Raw genomic sequence first — 14,832 nt, 5'->3', positions numbered from 1 at the left:
ACCGGAGATTTCGATGACGGAATCCGTCGACCAGTACGACCAGGTAGCCACTGCTTTCGCCGACGTGGAAGCGATAATCAGCTTCGTCCGGGAAAACTTGGAATGGCCCTCGTTCAAGGATTTGCTAGGCGATCTGCGCGGCCTGCGAGTACTGGACGTAGGCTGCGGCGAAGGCAGCTTCACCCGCCGCATCAAGCAGTTGGGCGCCGCGCAAGTAGTCGGCACCGACCTCTCGCCCGGCATGATCGCGCTGGCCCAGCAGGCGGAAGCGCGAAACCCGCAAGGCATCACCTACGAGGTCCAAGACCTGGCGGCAATGCCGCCCCAAGGCGAGTTCGACGTAGTGACAGCCATCCATGTCCTGCACTACGCGGACACCCGGAAGACCATGCAAACCATGGCGAACACCATGCACGCCAACCTCAAACCGGGCGGCAAGCTGGCAATCCTGAGCGCGAACGCCAACTCCAGCGAAGAATCCGAAACCGCAGCGGGCTTCCGCACCTACCGCCCGGCGAACCCCAAGGAAGGCGACAAGTTCAAGGTAGCCGTCCTGACGACGCCGCCCACGGAAATCGAAGTACACCACTGGCCCACGGAGACGATCGTCGAAGTCCTGGAAACCGCCGGGTTCACGAACGTCTCGTGGGATTTGGTGAAGCCCTCCGAGACTGTCGCCCCAGCTGACCAGGACCGTGCCGCTCGCTGCGCAAAGAACCCGACCAGCCTGACTATCACCGCAACAAAGCCGTAGCAGCACGCCCCCAACGCAGCCGGTTCGCGCGTCCAGCACGAACCGGCTGCGTTGCGCATTCTCAGGACAAGCGGCACTCGTAGCAGTCGCGGCCGCCGCGATCACCGCAGTGGTGTTGTCCTCGCAGGACGCCAGGCCCGCTGCGAAACCGTGCGCCCCCAATCCGGTTCGGGAGCAACCGGTGTCAACGAAGAGCGCACCAAGCAGCGGCGGGATCGAAGCCACAGAAAAACGGCAACCCCGCCGCCCCCTCTTGCAGAACCCCACCAACCAAACGCACCCACCGCGATGGGGGTCCAGGGGGCTGCGCCCCCTGGCGGGGGTTTGGGGGTCCGACCCCCAAGGGGAATGACGAAGAAGAGCCCTAGCCCACGCGTACAGCGTGGGCAGGGCTCTCCCGCGAATCGAGTGGAGGTGCCGGGAATTGAACCCGGGTCCTCTAGCGCCTCCTCAAGGCTTCTCCGTGCGCAGTCCGCTGTGTCTCTGCTTGGCCCCTTCAGTCACGCGAACAAGCTGAAGTGACGGGCCCAGCCACTGTTTGCTTCCCTACCGGGCCCCGTGGCCGGGACCGGCGGTAAGCCTCCTAGCTGATGCCGGCGACCGGGTCGGAGGCGACCCCGGGCCGACAGACTTGCTCTACTGCGATCAGGCAGCGAGAGCGAAGTCGCGCTGGCTATTGGCCTTGGCGCTTATTAGGTTGCGATGACGCTTGCGGTGGTCTCTCGCCTGCACCGGCACGCTTCCCTTGATTCAACGTCCAGAGTCGAAACCGTTCACCCCCTTGTAGGTGCTTGTAACCTCACCATCATAACCCGCGCGGCAACCCGATAATTCCGGCATGGGGTAGGGCTGGCCCCACCCCGAAGATGCCCGCTCGCCCCCTGGTTGCCCGGTGCCGCTCCGGCCATGCTGAGCAGGTCAGTTTCCGCAGTGAGGGAGCCCCGCCATGGTCACCGTGCCCGCCGGTCGCACTTTTGGGCGCCGCACTCCGCCGTTGGGCGGGGCGTTGGCGTATCTCCTGCTCAACCTGCCTGTCGGGATCCTCTCGTTCACGCTCATCGTGACGCTCGGGTCGGCCGGGCTGGGGACGCTCATCGTGTGGCTGGGGGTTCCGCTGCTCGCGCTGCTCGTCCTGTTCGCGCGGACCGCGGGGCGGGTCGAGCGGGGGCGGGTGTTCGCGCTGCTCGACGTGTACATCGACGATCCGTATCTGCCGTTGCCGCCGTCAGGGCAGAAGCAGCGCTGGCTGACCCGGCTGAAGGACCCGGCGACCTGGCGTGACCTGTCCTACCTGTTCTTGCTCTTCCCGCTCGGCCTGGTGGAGTTCGTGCTGGTCGTGACGGTGTGGGCGGTCAGCTTGGGCCTGGTCGGCCTGCCCGTCTACTACCGCTTCCTTCCGGACGGCGTCTACGCCTTCCCGAGCTACGATGTGCAGTGGTTCGTCGTCGACTCGACGGTGACCGCGCTGCCTTGGGCGGCGCTGGGGGTGCTGTTCGCCGCGATCGCCGTGGCCCTCACCAAGGGGCTGGCGGCCCTGCACGCCGCGTTCGCGGCCGGGTTCCTGCGGCCCACGGTCGCCCAGCGGCGGCGCATGGAGCGCTCGTGGAACGAGATCGACGGGATCACGGTGGCCGGATGACTGCGCAAGACCCGCCTCCGGAGCACCCTCGTCCGCATCCGGCACGCACGATCGCGTACATGATCCCGTCGTTCGTGCTGCGCCTGCTGCAGTTCATCCTCATCGTGGTCGGCGCGACCGCCGGCACGGCGACGCTCATCATCTGGATCGGCTTCCCGATCCTGCTGGCCGTCACCGGCTTCATCCGCTGGTCGGGCGACCTGGAGCGGCGCTGGGCCCGCCGGATGCTCGGCACCCCGCTCGGCCCGGTCGAGCGGCTGCCGCTGGACGGGCAGCCGATGACCCGCCGCTGGCTGACCCGGCTGTCCGACCCGACGACCTGGCGTGACCTGGCTTACCTGATGGTCGCGTTCCCGCTGGCGATCGTCGAGCTGCCGATCGCGCTCGCGTCGATCGTGCTGCTGCCGATGGCGATCTGGGTGACGCCGTGGCTCGGCTGGTTGCACGGCAACCTGGCGCTGTCGCTGCTAGGCCCGAACCGCACGAAGAAGCTCGAAAAGAAGGCCGAACACCTCCAGGCGTCGCGGGCTCGTGGCGTGGACGCCGCGGAGGCCGAGCGCCGCCGGATCGAGCGCGACCTGCACGACGGCGCTCAGCAGCGGCTCGTGGCGGTCGCGATGAGCCTCGGCCGGGCGAAGTCGAAGTTCGACAACGACCCGAACGCGGTGCGCGACCTGATCGACGAGGCCCATTCGGACGCCAAGCTCGCCGTCTCCGAGCTGCGCGACCTCGCCCGCGGCATCTACCCCGCCGTGCTCGGCGACCGCGGTCTCGACGCGGCCCTGTCCGCGCAGGCCGCGAAGTCACCGATCCCGGTGGACGTGCACGTCAACGTCGAGCCCCGGCCGCCGGCCGCGGTCGAGACCACCGCGTACTTCATCGTCGGCGAGACCCTCACCAACATCGCCAAGCACTCCGGCGCGACCGAGGCGATGGTGAAGGTCTGGCGCTCGGAAACGCACGTCATCACCGAAATCACCGACAACGGGCACGGCGGCGCCGAGGTGCGCCCTGGCAGTGGGCTCGCCGGGCTGGCCGACCGAGCGGCGACCATCGACGGCGTGATCACCGTCGTGAGCCCGGTCGGCGGGCCGACGGTCATCAGAGCGGACCTGCCGTGTCAATGGTGACCCGTCCGTGAGTGAATAGCCTGCGGGAGCTTTTCACTCACGGACCTGGGGGCCTTGATGCGGGTAGTGATCGCCGAAGACGCCGTGTTGCTTCGGGCCGGGGTCACCCGATTGCTCGCCGACGAGGGCATTGAGACCGTCGCCGCGGTCGACAACGGGGACGATCTGCTCGGCGCGATCACCGAACACCGTCCTGACCTGGCGATTGTCGACGTCCGGATGCCGCCGACGTTCACCGACGAGGGCCTGCGCGCGGCGCTGGCGGCCCGCAAGGAGATCGCCGGCCTGCCGGTGCTCGTGCTCTCGCAGTACGTCGAGGAAAGCTACGCGGTCGAGTTGCTGTCCGGAGGCGCCGGAGGCGTCGGCTACCTGCTGAAAGAGCGCGTCGCCGACGTGGACGAGTTCCTGGACGCGGTCCGGCGCGTCGCGGACGGCGGCACCGCCATCGACCCCGACGTCATCGCCCAGCTGATGGCCCGCGGCCGCCGCAATCCGCTCGATTCGCTCACCGCGCGCGAGTCCGAGGTGCTCGGCCTGATGGCGCAGGGACTGTCCAACAACGCCATCGCGAACTCGCTGGTGGTGTCGCACGGAGCGGTCGAAAAGCACATCGGCAACATCTTCTCGAAGCTCGGTCTCGAGGCCAGTTCCGAAGAACATCGCCGGGTTCGCGCGGTGCTGACCTACCTCGGCCGTTGATACCCCTCACTCGAACTGACGGCAGCATCGACGGCGGTTCCTCGCCTACCATGGACTGATGTCCGAGCCGAGCGAGGAGAGTCCGATGTCCGACCGCAGCGTCCGCTTCTTCGGCGGCCCGCTCGACGGCCGGGTGCAGGAACTCGCCGACGAGGAACCGGTTCCGGGCACCGTAGTGCGCCACATCCACCTGCACGGCGGCCCGAAAATCGAGACGCGGTACGAACTCGGCCTGACCGAGAACGGCTGGGCCTACCGGGTGCAGGCGCACGAGTCCGAGCCGGAGCCGGACACCCTCTCGTGAGTGTTTATGCCGGTTGGAACCGGCATTGCCGTTCACGAGAACCCGCGGTAGGGCAAACCCCACCTTTCGCCTCCTGCTGACCCGACCCCGTTTTCGGTGGTCAGCACCGCTGTTTCCGCACCCGGAACGCGACAGGCTCTTCAGCATGACGACGAGCCAGCTGCAGACCCGCGGCGCAAGGGCAACCCGGGACAAATTTCTCGACGTGGTACGCGCCGGAGCGATCCTCGCGGTGGTCGCGCAGCACTGGACGATGCCGGTGCTTTCCTTCTCCGGCACCACTCTCGCCACCGGCAACGCCCTCGCGACCCCCGGCTGGTGGATCATCACCTGGGCCTCGCAAGTCATGCCCCTCGTCTTCTTCGCCGGCGGCGCGGCGAACCTGATCTCGTTGCGCCGCGCGGAATCCACGCGCGCCTGGTTCGCCGGACGCGTCCGTCGCCTGCTCGTTCCGGTTCTGCCGCTGATGGCGGTGTGGCTCGTCGTACCGGATCTGTTGCAGGGCATGGGAGTTCCGCCGCAACCGGTCCAGGTGGCCAGCGCGATCGCGGCGCAACTGCTCTGGTTCCTCTCGGTCTACCTGCTCACCGTGCTGCTCACGCCGTTGATGGTCGCCGCGCACCGCCGCTGGGGTCTCGCGGTTCCGGCGGTACTGGCCGGACTGGGCGTTCTCGTTGACGTGGCGCGGTTCTCCGACCTCGGGATGATCGGATACGCCAACGCCGTCATCGTCTGGGTCGCCGTGCACCAGCTTGGTTTCCACTACGTCGAAGGCCGTCTCGGCGCGCTCAGCCGCCGCGCGGCGCTCGCCGTGTCCGCCGCCGGTTTCGGGGTGACGGCGCTGCTGGTCGCGTTCGGTCCGTACCCGGCGAGCATGATCGGCATGCCGGGCGCGCCGGTGTCCAACATGAGCCCGCCCACCGTCCTGCTGCTGTTCCTGGCGCTCGGCCAGATCGGGTTCCTGCTGGCCTTCCGCGAGAAGCTTGTCTCGCTCCCACGCGTCACCGCGGCGCTCAGCTGGCTCAGCCCGCGGTTCATGTCGGTCTATCTCTGGCACATGCCCGCACTGGTCGTGGTGTCCGGCGTGACCGTCTTCGGCCTCGGCTACTCGACGCCGACCCCGGGTTCGTCGATGTGGTTCCTGATGGCACCCGCCTGGTTCGCCGTGTGCGGCGCGGTGCTGCTGGGGCTGCTGCGCCTGTTCCAGCGCTTCGAAATGCAGCCGGACGGCCTGGTCGTGACCGCTCGGACGCCGCAGCTGGTGCTGGCGGGCCTGCTCGCCTCCGGCGGTCTCCTGGGGCTGGCCGCGCACGGGTTCGCGCCGCTCAACGACAACCTGCTGACCGGTCCGCTGCCGTGGGTGGCGCTGGTCGCGGCCGGGTACGCGCTGGCCGGACGTCAGGTGTCGATGCCGCGGAGCCGGGCTCTCGTGGCGGTCAAACGCTGAGGAGCTTCGCGGGGGTGTCGTGCAGCACCGCCCGCAGGAACGGCTCGCCAAGGCGATTGTCGGCTGCCCAGCCGGCGATCGCCCGCAGCTGTGTGGCGTAGGAGTACGGGATGTTCGGGAAGTCGGTGCCGAGGACGACGCGATCGGCCACCTCCGCCAGCCGGACCGTCCAGTCCGGCGGCAGCGGCGACATCGCCTCCGCGAACGGCACGCCGACCATGGTGGTGTCGAGATGCACTCGCGGGTAGCGGGCCATCAGCTCGAACGCAGTGGTGAACTGCGGCATCGCCGCGTGCGCGAGGACGGCGGTGAGCCGCGGATGCCGTTGCAGGACTTCCTCGAACACCTCAAGCCCGGTGAAGTCGCCGCGCAACGGTCCGTGTCCACAGTGGATCACCACCGGCACGCCCGCTTCGGACAGCGAGCCCCACACCGGGTCGAGCAGCTCGTCCCGCGGGTCGTAAGCCCCGACCTGCACGTGCGCCTTGAAACACCGGGCTCCCGCGCGCAACGCACTGTCCACTGAGGACGCCGCGCTCGGCTCCGGGTAGAACGTGCCGGTGGGCACCGCTTCCGGCACCTGGTCGGCGAAGTCCAGCACCCACGAGGTGAGCCACTCCGCCATGCCCGGCTTGTGCGGGTACACCAGCGGCGCGAAGGCTTTCACGCCCAGCGCGCGCAGCGTGTCGATCCGCTCCGGCTCGGGCGTGCGGTAGTGGATCGGCCACGGTGTGCCGTAATGCTGCTCGGCGCGGTCGAAATACGCCCACACCTTGTCCAGCACGGGCTTCGGCAGGAAGTGGACGTGCAGGTCGACGATCCCGTCGAGGCCGAGCCCGGCGATCCAGCCCGGGACGTCGGCGTCGGTGGCCGGACCAGCCGTCACTCCGTGAACCGGCCCTTCAACGCCCGCCCCATCGCGCGGCTGATGTCCTTCTGCGCGTCGCGTTTGGCGAGCGACTGCCGCTTGTCGTAGGCCTTCTTGCCTCGGGCCAGCGCGATCTCGACCTTGACCTTGCCGTCCTTGAAGTACATCGACAGCGGCACGAGCGACAGACCGCTTTCCTTGGTCTTGCCGATGAGCCGTTCGATCTCGCGCCGGTGCAGCAGCAGCTTCCGCGTGCGCCGCGGCATGTGGTTGGTCCAGGTGCCCTGGGTGTACTCGGGGATGTGGACGTTGCGCAGCCACACCTCGCCGTCGTCCACCGTCGCGAACGCGTCCACAAGGGAGGCTTTGCCCGCCCGCAGGCTCTTCACCTCGGTGCCCTGCAGCACCATCCCGGCCTCATAGGTGTCCAGGATGGAGTAATCGTGCCGAGCCTTGCGGTTCGACGCGATGACCTTCTGTCCACGTTCCTTGGGCATACCGACCACTTTACGTGATGTGTCCGACGGCGAGCAGCCGATTTCTTCTCCGCTAGTGCCGCACGTACAGGCGCAGCGTGACGTACCCGGTGATCGCCGAGATCACGATCGACACCGCCAGCAGGATCGGCGCGACCGGGAACAGCACCTCAAGCGTGGTGATCTGCGGGAACACTTCGCCGGTGAAGACCGTGTCGAGGAAGGACAGCTTCGTCAGAAGCAGGAACACCACCCCGAGCACGGCGCCGACCGTGCCGGCGACCACCGCCTCCAAGAGGAACGGCAACTGGGTATACCACCGCGTCGCGCCCACCAGGCGCATGATGCCGACTTCCGTCCGCCTCGTGAACGCCGAAACCTGAATGGTGTTCGCGATCAGCAGCAGGGCAGCGACGGCCATGATGAGTGCCATCACGAACGCGATGTTCCGGACGCCGTTGAAGACGTTGAACACGCGGTCGAGGAACTTCTTCTGGTCGTCGACCTTCTTGACGCCGGGCTGGCCGGTGTACTGCTTGATGATCGCGTCGGACCGGTCCGGGTCCTTCAGCTTCACCTGCAGCGACGCGGGCAGCGCCTCGGGGCCGGTCAGCTCGAGCAGTTCGGGCTGGCTCGCGAAGATCTTCTTGAACCGGTCGTAGGCCTGGTCGCGGTTCTCGTACACGACCGATTCGACGCCGGGGTTGTTCTGCAGCGACTGGCGGAGCCCGTTGCAGAGCGCCTGCGTGCAGTTCTTGTCGTTCGCGCTCACGTCGTCGACCAGCGCGACCGAAACTTCGACTTCGGCGAGGAAGTTCGCCTTCATCTTGTCGATCGTGCGCACGGCGAGCAGACCGCCGCCGAGCATGGCGAGCGAGACCGCGGTGGTGAGGATCATCGCGATGGTCATCGTGACGTTCCGGCGCAAACCGGTGACGACCTCGCTGAAGACGAAACTGGCACGCATCGCTCTCGTGATTCCTTGGTTCGGGGCGGGAAGGGGCGGGGGCGGTGGGCGTCAGCGGCCGATGCCGTAGACGCCCCTGGCGTCGTCGCGGATCACGCGACCGAGCTGCAGCTCGACGACCCGCCGCCGCATCGAGTCCACGATGGAATGGTCGTGCGTGGCCATCAGCACGGTGGTGCCGGTGCGGTTGATCCGCTCCAGCAGCAGCATGATGTCCTGGCTGGTGTCCGGGTCGAGGTTCCCGGTGGGCTCGTCGGCCAGCAGCACGAGCGGGCGGTTCACGAACGCGCGGGCGATCGCGACGCGCTGCTGCTCGCCGCCGGAGAGCTCGTTGGGCAGCCGGTCGGCTTTGCCGTCGAGGCCGACGAGTTCGAGCACCTCGGGCACGACCTTGCGGATCGTGGGCCGCGGTTTCCCGATGACCTCGAGGGCGAACGCCACGTTTTCCGCGACGGTTTTGTTGGCCAGCAGCCGGAAGTCCTGGAACACGCAGCCGATGGTCTGGCGCAGGCGGGGGACCCTGCGCCGGGCGAGCTTGGCGACGTCGAAGTTCGACACCATGACCCGGCCCTTGGAAGGCACCTCTTCGCGCAGCAGCAGCCGCAGGAACGTCGACTTCCCGGAACCGGACGGGCCGATGAGGAAGACGAACTCACCCTTGTCGATCTCGACCGACACCCGTTCGAGGGCGGGACGGGTCGAGGTCTTGTAGACCTTGGAAACCTCTTCGAGCCGGATCACGGTTCGGCATCCTACCCATGGGCCCCGTTAAGCCCGGGTTGCCGGTGCCTTGGGTGACCCGCGCCTCGTCCTGGCGCGGGTCGCCGCGGCAGTGCGGATCAGGCCGCGTTCGCCTGCTTGCGCCAGCGGATCCCGGCTTCGAGGAAGCCGTCGATGTCTCCGTCGAGGACCGCGGTGGGGTTGCCGACCTCGAATTCGGTGCGCAGGTCCTTGACCATCTGGTACGGGTGCAGCACGTAGGAGCGCATCTGGTTGCCCCAGCTGGAGCCGCCGTCCTTGAGCGCGTCCATTTCGGCCCGTTCCTCCTCCTTTTTGCGCTGCAGCAGGCGCGCCTGGAGGACCTTCATCGCGGCCGCCTTGTTCTGCAGCTGCGATTTCTCGTTCTGACACGAAACGACGATGCCGGTCGGGATGTGGGTGAGGCGGACCGCGGAGTCGGTCGTGTTGACGCTCTGCCCGCCGGGGCCGGACGAGCGGTACACGTCGACGCGGATGTCCTTTTCCGGGATGTCGACGTGGTCGACTTCCTCGACCTCGGGCAGGACCTCGACGTGCGCGAAGGACGTCTGGCGGCGGCTCTGGTTGTCGAACGGCGAGATCCGCACGAGGCGGTGGGTGCCCTGTTCGACCGAGAGGGTGCCGTAGACGTAAGGGGCGGTCACCTTGAACGTGGCGGACTTGATGCCCGCCTCTTCGGCGTAGGAGATGTCGAAGACGTCCGTCGGGTAGCCGTGCCGTTCCGCCCAGCGGAGGTACATCCGGAGCAGCATTTCGGCGAAGTCGGCCGCGTCGACGCCGCCCGCTTCGGAGCGGATGTTGACGACCGCGTTGCGGGCGTCGTATTCGCCGGACAGCAGGGTGCGGACCTCGAGCGCGTCGATGTCCTTGGCGAGGTCGGCGAGGTCGCTCTCGGCCTCGGTCATGCTGCCGGTGTCGCCTTCGTCGGCGGCGAGCTCGTAGAGGACGCCGAGGTCGTCGAGGCGCTGGCGCAGTTCGGAGACGCGGCGCAGCTCGGCCTGCCGGTGGGAGAGCTGGCTGGTGACCTGCTGGGCTTCCTCGACGTTGTCCCAGAGGGTCGGGCTGGACGCCTGCTCCTCGAGTTCGGCGACCTGCGCGCGCAGCGCTTCGAGGTCCATCACCGACTCGATCTGCGTCAGCTTGCCGGTCAGGTCCTTCAGTGCCGCATCGAACTCATCGCTCACGTCGGACAAGGTTACGGCAAAACCCACGACCGGTCGCGAACCGGTCGTGGGGCCGGGGCGGAGCTCAGGCCTGCGGGATCGAGTCGAGCAGCTTCAGGGCGGCCTTGGCCTGCGCCTGGGCGAACTCGGCGACTGCCTTGGCGTAGGGGCCGTCGGCGGTCTTGGTGGCGTTCTTGGCCTCTTCGAGCTGTGCCTGGTAGGTAGTGCGGGCGCTGTCGAGCAGGGCGCCGCGCTGTTTGGCCGTGAGGGAGCCGGCGTGCACGAGCCGCAGGATGAGCGGGCTGCGCAGGTGGTCGGGTCCGGCCTCGGACGTGAGCCACGTCTTGAAGGCCTTCTTGCCTGCCGCGGTGAGCACGTACTGCTGGCTCGAACGGGGTCCTTGCTTGCCGAGCCGGACGAGACCCTCTTTCGAGAGCGCCGGGAGCTCGCGGTAGACCTGGCTGCGGGTGACACTGAAGAAGGCGCCGAAGCGCTCGTCGGCGCCCGAGACGAGCTGCCCGCCGGTGGCGGGGCCGTCGTGGAGCAGACCGAGCAGAGCGGCGGCGGTTGCATTCAATTCGGACACCCCTCTACGGTCCCACTTATCCGCCGCTGTGTCCACAGTGGTCACGAATCAGTCCATTGTGGCCTGCGGCAACCCCTCTAACAGCCCAGTCCGCAGGTATGTCCACAATAGACTCTGCCACTCTGCGCAACCACCGCCGAAACGATCACCGCGCCGCAACCACCAGCCGAGCGACGGCCAAATGGCGCACAAAAAAGCCGGGGCCCGTGCATCTGCACGAGCCCCGGCCTGTTTCCAAGTAGCGGGGACAGGATTTGAACCTGCGACCTCTGGGTTATGAGCCCAGCGAGCTACCGAGCTGCTCCACCCCGCGTCGTTGTGAAAACAACTTTACACCCCCCGGATCCCCCTCTCACACCACCCCCACAAACGCCCCTCCACCAGCAAAAACACCCCACCCCCACCGCCCGCCCCGACCGCGCCGTCCACCCGAAGAAGCGGCCCAACCTCCAGCTCCCGCGAGGCGAAATTCGCCCGGAGGGCAAAGTCGGACCGCAAACCCGCGACCCGGGATTCACAGCTAGCAATTTTGACAGGTTTAGACCTCTGCTTCTGTCTCGTGTAGAGAGTCAGAAGTCGTTGCCATCACTGGAATATTCCAGCCTCGGCCAACGGAACAGCCATGGTATTTCTCCCGGCGAGCATTGACTTTTCTCCGGATTCACCACCCGCCACCCGCCACCACAAACGAAAGCGAGCCCCCTCCCCCAACGCAGCCCCACACGGGGGTCCAGGGGGCTCGCCCCCTGGCGGAGGCCTGGGGGTTCGACCCCCAGAGCAACAACGAAAGAGACCCGCCTTCGCGCTTTGCGCGAAGACGGGTCTCTCATCTCTGTAGCGGGGACAGGATTTGAACCTGCGACCTCTGGGTTATGAGCCCAGCGAGCTACCGAGCTGCTCCACCCCGCGTCGTAGGACCTACCTTACGCCCTGGTTTCCGGCGGGCGCAAAGCAGGTGCCTATTACGTAACCGAGGTCACCCGCCGGGCTGGGACGTCGGCCCGTTGGAGGGCGGCGGCGTCGTGGGTTTGGCGGAGTTGTACTCCTTGGTGGCCGCGTCGAGCGCGGAGAGCGCCGCGCCTTGGTCGGCGAAGTTGCCGGATTGCTGTGCCGCCTTGAGTTTGGCGAGCGCGGCTTGGATGTCGGCGACGGCCTTGTCCATGGCCGGGTTGCTGCCGCCGGTGCTGGGCGGCGGTGCGGTGGTGCTGGACGTGGGCGGGGTCGTCGTGGTGCCGGGTTCGCCTTCCTTAGGCGTGGTCGCCGCCGCGCCGGTGCCCTTGCCGAAGACTTGGTCGAGCGCCTCGTTGAGGGTGGACGCGAAGCCGATCTTGGCTCCGTAGGAGACGAGCACGCGTGCCAGCTGCGGGTAGCTCAGCTGGTTTCGCTGGCGGATGTAGACGGGTTCGACGTACAGGAATCCGTCGGCGACCGGCAGGGTGATCAGGTTGCCGTAAATGGGAATGACGTTGGGGTTGTTCAGCAATGTCCGGTCTTGGGCGACGCGGGGGTCGCTCTGGAACCGGTTTTGCACCTGGACGGGTCCGTCGACCTGGTTCGCGCCGCTGGCCGGCGGTAGTCGCAGGACGCGAATGGTGCCGTAGTCCTGCGGATCGGACGAGATGGACATCCAGGCGGACAGGTACTGCCGCTGCAGACCGGTGAGCGCGCTCGTCAGCTGGAACGTCGGCCTGCCTTCGCCCGCCGCGTTGGCGAGGACGTAGTACCCCGGCTGGTTGGCGACGTTCGCACCCGCCGTGGTGGAGCTGCCGTCCTCGGTCGGGTCCTGCGGGACGCTCCAGAACGCCTGCTGCGCGTAGAACTCCTGCGGGCTGTCCACGTGGTAGCGGGCGAGCAGTTCGCGCTGGATCTTGAACAGGTCCTCGGGGTAGCGGAAGTGCGAGCGCAGTTCCGGCGAGATCTCCGAGCTGGGCTTGACCGTGCCGGGGAAGACGTTCTCCCACGCCTTGAGGACGGGTTCGTTGTCGTCGATCGAATACAGGTTGACGGTGCCGTCGAACGCGTCGACGGTCGCCTTCACCGAGTTGCGGATGTAGTTGATCGAGTTGTTCGCCTGTTTGGTGACGCCGTTGAGCGAGTCGTTGGTCGCTTCGCCGAGCTGCGTCTGCTGGGCGTACGGGTAGTTGTCGAGCGTGGTGTAGCCGTCGACGATCCACTGGATGCGGCCGTTGACCACCGCGGGGTACGGGTCGCCGTCGAGGGTGAGCCACGGGGCGACCTTCGCGACGCGATCGCGCGGTTCGCGGTTGTACATGATCTTCGAGCCGTCGCCGATGGCGTCGGAGAAGAGGATCTTCGGTTCGCGGTATTCGGCGGCGAACATCAGCCGGTTGAACCAGTTGTCGAGCGAGACGCCGCCCTTGCCCTGGTAGAGGTAGCCGCGCTGGGCGTCGGTGTCGTACTCGCCGGGGGCCTTGCCCGGCGTGCCGCCGACGATCGCGTAATCGGACTGGTTGGTGAGCTCGCCGTAGTAGATCCGCGGCTGGTCGACCTTGATGCCCGGCTGGCCGTTGACCGAACCCGCGCCGGTGGGGTTGCTCGTGTCGCTCGTGGTGGCGATCGGGTAACCGCCGTCGGAGTTCGAATCCTTCACCGCACGGTCGATCGTGTTCGCGGGCGCGGCCACGAAGCCGTTGCCGTGCGTGTAGACCATGTGCTTGTTGATCCAGTTGTTCTGGTTACCGGTGAGCCCGTCGGTCTTCATTTCCTTGGCGGCCACGATGTAGTCCTGCGTGGTGCCGCCGATGGTGTACCGGTCGATGTCCAGCTTGGACGGGAAGCCGTAGAAGTTCTCGCGGCCGACGCGCTGGGTGAAGGTGTCGCTGAGGATGTTCGGGTCGAGCAGCCGGATGTTGGAGACCGTGCCGGTGTCGGCCTTCACCGCGTCCGCGGTGGTTTCGGTCTTGCCCGGGTACTGCTCGTACTTCACGTTGGTGAGGCCGTACGCCGCGCGCGTCGCGTCCATGTTGCGCTGGATCGACGTCGCTTCCTTCTCGTTGGCGTTCGGCTTGACCGAGAACTGGTCGAGAATCGCCGGCCAGGCGACGCCGACCAGCACGCCGGAGAGGATGAGCAGCACCAGCGAAATCGCCGGCAGCTGCAGATTCCGCAGGAACGCGCCCGCGAAGAAGGCGATCGCGCAGATCACCGAAATGCACAGCAGGATCAGCTTCGCCGGGAGCACCGCGTTGAGGTCGGTGTAGGTGGCGCCGTTGAACAGCGGCATGTTCCGGTCGGACAGCAGCAGGTTGTACCGGTCGAAGAAGTACTCGACCGCCTTCAGCAGCACGAAAAGCCCGACGGTGATGGCGAGCTGCGCGCGCGTCGGCCCGGCCAGCTGGCCACCGCGGCCGGCGAGCCGGATGCCGCCGAAGATGTAGTGCGCGATCAGCGCGCCGAAGAACGAGACGACGACGGTGACGAACAGCCAGCCGAGCAGCCAGTTCACGAACGGCAGGGAGAAGGCGTAGAAACCGAGGTCGATGCCGAACTCGGGATCTTTCTGCCCGAACGAGGTGCCGTTGAGGAACAGCTGGATCGTCTGCCAGTCGCCGCTCGCCGATGCGCCGGCGATGACGCCGGTGAGCACCGGGATGCCGATGCCGAACAGCCGGATCCGGCTGACGATCACCGAGCGGTAGCGCGACAGCGGGTCGTCGCGGCCGGAGACCGGCACGAACACCGGGCGCGTGCGGTAGGCGATCAGCAGGCTGACCGCCAGCGCGCCGCCGACCAGCAGCCCGACCGCGAGGAAGAGCACGATGCGGGTGACCAGCTGCGTGGTGAACACCGAACGCGCCTGCAGTTCGCCGAACCACAGCCAGTCCACGTAAGTGTCGAGCAACCGGACGCCGGCCAGCAGGGCCAGCACGATCACCGCGGCGATGATGAGAAGGATCCGGCTGCGCCGGGACAGCTTCAGGCTCACCGGGGGCCGAGTCGCCACGGCAATGCTCCTGTCTTCGTGAACACGTTCTCCGGGGACGGCGGTGTCCCCCGTGACCTCTAACTCTACGGATGGT

General features: G+C 67.2%; 13 protein-coding genes, 2 tRNA genes and 1 other RNA gene. 6 read left to right on the top strand and 10 right to left on the bottom strand.

Annotation, left to right across the window (positions count from 1 at the left end):
- The first annotated feature begins 13 nt into the window (after positions 1-13).
- Positions 14-754 (top strand): class I SAM-dependent methyltransferase, encoded by a 741-nt coding sequence (locus L3Q65_RS42525; RefSeq protein ID WP_182895330.1) that lies wholly within the window; start codon positions 14-16, stop codon positions 752-754.
- Between the two features lie 406 nt (positions 755-1,160).
- Here the strand turns inward: L3Q65_RS42525 and ssrA are convergent.
- Positions 1,161-1,535, bottom strand: a transfer-messenger RNA (tmRNA) gene (gene ssrA / locus L3Q65_RS42520).
- Positions 1,536-1,700: 165 nt separating this feature from the next.
- Here ssrA and L3Q65_RS42515 point away from each other — a divergent pair.
- The 5 genes from L3Q65_RS42515 to L3Q65_RS42495 all read left to right on the top strand — a co-directional run bounded on the left by L3Q65_RS42515 (position 1,701) and on the right by L3Q65_RS42495 (position 5,973).
- Positions 1,701-2,393 carry a sensor domain-containing protein gene (locus L3Q65_RS42515; RefSeq protein ID WP_237598143.1) on the top strand — a complete coding sequence of 231 codons (693 nt, stop codon included), beginning with the start codon at positions 1,701-1,703 and terminating at the stop codon, positions 2,391-2,393.
- Positions 2,390-3,523, top strand: a complete 1,134-nt coding sequence (locus L3Q65_RS42510) for a sensor histidine kinase (RefSeq protein ID WP_237598142.1) — start codon at positions 2,390-2,392, stop codon at positions 3,521-3,523. The genes L3Q65_RS42515 and L3Q65_RS42510 overlap by 4 nt, the downstream gene beginning before the upstream one ends.
- Before the next feature lie 57 nt (positions 3,524-3,580).
- Complete coding sequence (locus tag L3Q65_RS42505) at positions 3,581-4,222, top strand: response regulator transcription factor (protein WP_009073303.1); 642 nt, start codon at positions 3,581-3,583, stop codon at positions 4,220-4,222.
- 85 nt (positions 4,223-4,307) lie between these two features.
- The gene (locus L3Q65_RS42500; RefSeq protein ID WP_009073301.1) at positions 4,308-4,526 is read left to right on the top strand and encodes a hypothetical protein; all 219 of its coding nucleotides are present in this window, start codon (positions 4,308-4,310) and stop codon (positions 4,524-4,526) included.
- Between the two features lie 145 nt (positions 4,527-4,671).
- Positions 4,672-5,973, top strand: coding sequence for an acyltransferase (locus tag L3Q65_RS42495; protein WP_237598141.1), 1,302 nt, complete (start codon positions 4,672-4,674; stop codon positions 5,971-5,973).
- On the opposite strand, the gene L3Q65_RS42490 is transcribed toward L3Q65_RS42495, so the two are convergent.
- From L3Q65_RS42490 to L3Q65_RS42450, 9 genes are all read right to left on the bottom strand, one after another.
- Positions 5,963-6,859, bottom strand: coding sequence for an amidohydrolase family protein (locus L3Q65_RS42490; protein ID WP_237598140.1), 897 nt, complete (start codon positions 6,857-6,859; stop codon positions 5,963-5,965). The two genes, L3Q65_RS42495 and L3Q65_RS42490, sit on opposite strands and share 11 nt — an antisense overlap.
- Positions 6,856-7,338, bottom strand: a complete 483-nt coding sequence (smpB, locus tag L3Q65_RS42485) for an SsrA-binding protein SmpB (RefSeq protein ID WP_067593092.1) — start codon at positions 7,336-7,338, stop codon at positions 6,856-6,858. The genes L3Q65_RS42490 and smpB overlap by 4 nt, the downstream gene beginning before the upstream one ends.
- Before the next feature lie 52 nt (positions 7,339-7,390).
- On the bottom strand, positions 7,391-8,284 hold the full coding sequence (gene ftsX / locus L3Q65_RS42480) for a permease-like cell division protein FtsX (protein WP_009073294.1): 894 nt from the start codon (positions 8,282-8,284) through the stop codon (positions 7,391-7,393).
- Between the two features lie 51 nt (positions 8,285-8,335).
- Positions 8,336-9,025, bottom strand: coding sequence for a cell division ATP-binding protein FtsE (gene ftsE / locus L3Q65_RS42475; protein ID WP_009073292.1), 690 nt, complete (start codon positions 9,023-9,025; stop codon positions 8,336-8,338).
- Between the two features lie 98 nt (positions 9,026-9,123).
- Positions 9,124-10,227: a peptide chain release factor 2 gene (prfB, locus tag L3Q65_RS42470; protein ID WP_182895335.1), complete on the bottom strand. Its 1,104-nt coding sequence runs from the start codon at positions 10,225-10,227 to the stop codon at positions 9,124-9,126.
- A gap of 64 nt (positions 10,228-10,291) precedes the next feature.
- On the bottom strand, positions 10,292-10,792 hold the full coding sequence (locus tag L3Q65_RS42465) for a PadR family transcriptional regulator (RefSeq protein ID WP_067592944.1): 501 nt from the start codon (positions 10,790-10,792) through the stop codon (positions 10,292-10,294).
- Between the two features lie 239 nt (positions 10,793-11,031).
- Positions 11,032-11,105: transfer RNA gene (locus tag L3Q65_RS42460), tRNA-Met, on the bottom strand.
- Between the two features lie 522 nt (positions 11,106-11,627).
- Positions 11,628-11,701: transfer RNA gene (locus L3Q65_RS42455), tRNA-Met, on the bottom strand.
- Between the two features lie 67 nt (positions 11,702-11,768).
- A complete protein-coding gene (locus L3Q65_RS42450) occupies positions 11,769-14,756 on the bottom strand; it encodes a UPF0182 family protein (RefSeq protein ID WP_370648154.1) in 2,988 nt (995 codons plus the stop codon).
- Positions 14,757-14,832: the final 76 nt, after the last annotated feature.

Origin of the sequence: Amycolatopsis sp. FU40, from assembly GCF_021903635.1 — a bacterium.
In the GTDB taxonomy this organism is placed as follows: Bacteria; Actinomycetota; Actinomycetes; order Mycobacteriales; family Pseudonocardiaceae; genus Amycolatopsis; species Amycolatopsis dendrobii.
The sequence above is the reverse complement of the archived record's forward strand: the minus strand, read 5'-3'. Positions and strand labels throughout refer to the sequence as shown.